Here is a 3,540-nt window from a genome sequence, read left to right on the forward strand (position 1 = left end):
ATCACCGACCTGTTGGACGCCAACCGCATCCGGGCGGGCCAGGGTCTGCCAGTCGAGATGGCTCCGTGCGAGTTCCGGCAGGTGGTGGTCGACACGCTGGAGGATCTCTCGACCGTTCACGGAGAGCGGTTCGAGCTTCGAGGGGAGGAGGGCATCCAGGGCAACTGGGATGCCCATGCGCTGCGCAGGCTCACCGAGAACCTCTGCAACAACGCCATCAAGTACGGAGATCCGACGAGCCGGGTGACCGTGAGCCTGAAACGAGACGGCGACCAGGCGGAGCTCCGCGTCCACAACTGGGGCAATCCCATCCCAGCCGAGGAGCAGGCGTTGCTCTTCCAGTATTTCGCCCGCGCGAAGAGCGCGGAGGCCAGTGGAAAGAAGGGCTGGGGCATCGGGCTGACCCTGGTGAAGGGCGTGGCCGAGGCCCATGGCGGAAGCGTCTGTGTGGAGAGCACCCCGGAGAAGGGGACGACCTTCCGGGTGCGACTCCCGCTCAAGTGACGATGCCGGGGACGGGGCCGGAGCGGGGCAGGGTGACGGTGACGCGGGTGCGCGCGTCCTGGGTGGTGAGCACGAGGCTCGCTCGGCCCGCGTAGGCCAGGGCGAGCCGACGCTCCACGGTGGGCAGGCCGCTGCTGCCCTCGCGAGGCCCCTTGGAGGCTCCGGGGTTCTCCAACGTGAGGACGACCTCGTCCCCGCGCACGCGCAGGGTCAGGTCGATGCGCCCGCGGTGGCCGGCGGCGGGCCCATGTTTCACCGCGTTCTCCGCCAGCGGCAGCAGGGCGAGTGGCGGCACGGGGAGGGACTCCAGGCCCGGTTCCACCTGCACGGAGAGCTGGAAGAGGTCCGGGTCGCGCAGCAGGTGCAGCTCGAAGAGGGTGCGCACCAGCTCCAGCTCGCGCTCCAGGGGCCAGGTGGCGGCGCGCACTCCGGCGAGCACGCTGCGCAGCATGGCCGACAGCCGCAGCACGGCGGCCTCGGCCACGGCCCCATCCGTCTGGCACCACTCGGCGATGGCGTTGAGGGTGTTGAAGAGGAAGTGCGGATCCAGGTGGCTGCGCAGGGCGAGCAACTGGGCCTGCTCGGCCTCCACCTGGAGTCGGGCGGCGCGGGCGCGCTCGTGGGCGAGGCTCTCCTCGAAGTCGATGTCCCGGCCCAGGCCCCAGCCGCCCACGAGGAAGAGGGCCGCGCACACGGCGAGGCTGTAGCGGTCCGTGAGGAAGGTGCGCCCGATGTTCAGCACCTGGGGCAACACGACGCCCACGGAGAGCACGACGCCCAGGCCCACGGTGGCGTAGAGCAGCAGGCGGATGCCGCCGTGGCTGAAGTCGAGGCCCTCGGGGAAGAGGACGCGGTAGGACACCGGGGCCACGGCCACGCAGAGGACGCACAGCAGTACGCCCAGCGGTCCGGCCATGGCCTGTTGGCTGAAGCGGGCCTGGGCGGCCACCAGCGGCAGGCAGACGAGGACGATCGGGATGAGCCGCCTGGGCAGGAAGAGCGCCTTGAGGGTGGCGCGGACGATGGAGCCTTCATTCATCGGGGGCCGGAGGCGAGCATATCACCCGGTTCCGAGGTCCGTCCTCGGTGCCCGCCAGACAGAGGGCGCTGTGGCGGACCAGGTGCTTCACGGGGCTCCGGAGCCGGGACGGGTCAGCGCGTGAGGGTGTCCGCCAGCTCGTTGGCGGCGCGGACGCAGTCGATGAGGCCCACGCCCTTGTAGGCGTTGCCGATGAGGTACAGCCCGGGCAGGCGGGCCACGCCCTCGTCGATGGCCGCCACCCGCTCCAGGTGGCCCACATTGTACTGGGGGATGCCCCGCTTCCAGTGGATGACCTCGGTGAAGGAGGGCTCGGCCGTCACCCCCGCCAGCTCCCGCAGCTCCTCGCGCGCGAGCTTCACCAGCGCCTCCTCGTCCAGGTCCACCAGGTCCGGTCGCTTCGCCCCACCCACCATGCACGTATAAAGGATGCGTCCGCCCTCGGCGCGCCAGGGGAAGGTGGCCGAGGCGTGGATGACTCCCAGGACGCGCCGCCGCTCCAGCGTGGGCACCAGGAAGCCGAAGCCGTCCTGAGGCGGCGTCGAGCCTGGCGCGAAGCCCAGGTGCACCACCGCCACGGGCGCGTAGGCGATGCCCTCCACCCGCGCCGCGAGCTTCTCGTCCAGCGGCCGCAGCAGCTCGGCCGCCACGTACGCCGGCACCGCGAGCACCACCTGGTCCGCGGCCAGCTCCGCCCGCTGCCCGTGCTCCTCCACCGCGAGCCGCCAGCCAGTGCCCTCCCGGCGCAGCCCCGTCACCCGCGCCCCCGTGCGCGCCACCGGTCCCAGCTTCCGGGCCAGGGCATCCACCAGCACCTGGAGGCCCCCATCGAACGAGCAGACCGCCCCCGAGGGCTTCGGCGCGCTCTGGCCCGGGGGAAGCGCCTTGCGCTCGGCTGCCCGCGTGCGTGCCATGCCCAGCACGAGGCTGCGGTGCTTGCGCTCCAGTTCCACCACCTTGGGGAAGATGGCGGCCACGCTCAGCGCCTCCACGTCGCCCGCGTAGATGCCCAACTGCATCGCATCCACCAGCACCGCCGTCGCCGCGCTCCCCAGGTGCCGCCGTCCGAAGGCCGCCAGCGACTCGTCCCCCTCGGGCGCTCGCCGGGTGAACAGCTCCCCCATCATCCGCAGCTTCGCGCCCAGGGGCAGCACGTCCGACTTGAGGAAGGCCGGCGGCGACATGGGCACGGCCCGCAGCTTTCCCCGGGTGTAGACGTAGCGACGCTTCGCCGCCGGGTCCGCCGTCCGGATGTGGCCCTCGAGGCCCAGGCTCGCCGCCAGCGCACGCAGGGTGGGCTCCCGGTCCAAGAAGCTGTTCGGCCCCGCCTCGGTGAGGAATCCATCCCGGTGTCGCGACTGGATGTTGCCCCCCAGACGCGGGCCGGCTTCCAACAGTGTCACCTCGGTTCCGCGCGAATGCAGCCCGTGGGCCAACGCCAGTCCGCTGATTCCACCGCCGATGATTACGACGCTCATGCTTGGTTCCGCTCCCGGTGCAACGCGGGTTTCAACCGTCCATCACTCGCGGCTCATGTACCGCGGTGCGGCGTGCCTTTTCACTGGACCATCCCCATCTAGGGACGTCATGCGCTACGCCATCACTGGTGCCAGTCGGGGTTTGGGGCTCGAGTTCGTCCGTCAACTGCTCAACCGTGGAGACTCCATCGACGCGGGGGTTCGCTCCCCGGCCGATGCGAGGCAGCTCCAGGGGCTCTCCCGGGATTCCCGGGGCCGGCTCCGGGTGCACGCGCTCGACGTCTCCAACCCGCGCAGCGTGGCGGGCTTCGCCGCGGAGGTCGGACAGGGCGAGCCCCTGGACGTGCTCATCAACAACGCCGGGGTGTTCGGCAAGAACGAGTACCTGGGTCGGCTCGACTTCGAGGACATGGCCAGCACCTTCACCACCAATGCGCTCGGGCCCCTGCGCCTGACTTCCGCGCTGCTGCCGGCCCTGCGGCGCGGCTCGGCGCGGCGCATCATCCACATCACCTCGCA

General features: G+C 71.2%; 4 protein-coding genes. 2 read left to right on the forward strand and 2 right to left on the reverse strand.

The window, feature by feature from the left end:
- Positions 1-504: HAMP domain-containing sensor histidine kinase (locus tag VF794_RS08800; RefSeq protein WP_331108739.1), on the forward strand; the 504-nt coding region annotated here is incomplete at its 5' end.
- Here VF794_RS08800 and VF794_RS08805 read toward each other — a convergent pair.
- Entirely contained in the window at positions 497-1,543 is a 1,047-nt protein-coding gene (locus VF794_RS08805) for a sensor histidine kinase (RefSeq protein ID WP_331108740.1), read from the reverse strand. The two genes, VF794_RS08800 and VF794_RS08805, sit on opposite strands and share 8 nt — an antisense overlap.
- 113 nt (positions 1,544-1,656) lie before the next feature.
- Positions 1,657-3,021, reverse strand: a complete 1,365-nt coding sequence (gene hemG / locus VF794_RS08810; RefSeq protein ID WP_331108741.1) for a protoporphyrinogen oxidase — start codon at positions 3,019-3,021, stop codon at positions 1,657-1,659.
- A 109-nt stretch (positions 3,022-3,130) separates the two neighbouring features.
- Here hemG and VF794_RS08815 point away from each other — a divergent pair.
- Positions 3,131-3,540: SDR family NAD(P)-dependent oxidoreductase (locus VF794_RS08815; RefSeq protein WP_331108742.1), on the forward strand; the 410-nt coding region annotated here is incomplete at its 3' end.

Origin of the sequence: Archangium sp., from assembly GCF_036389735.1 — a bacterium.
GTDB lineage: Bacteria > Myxococcota > Myxococcia > Myxococcales > Myxococcaceae > Archangium.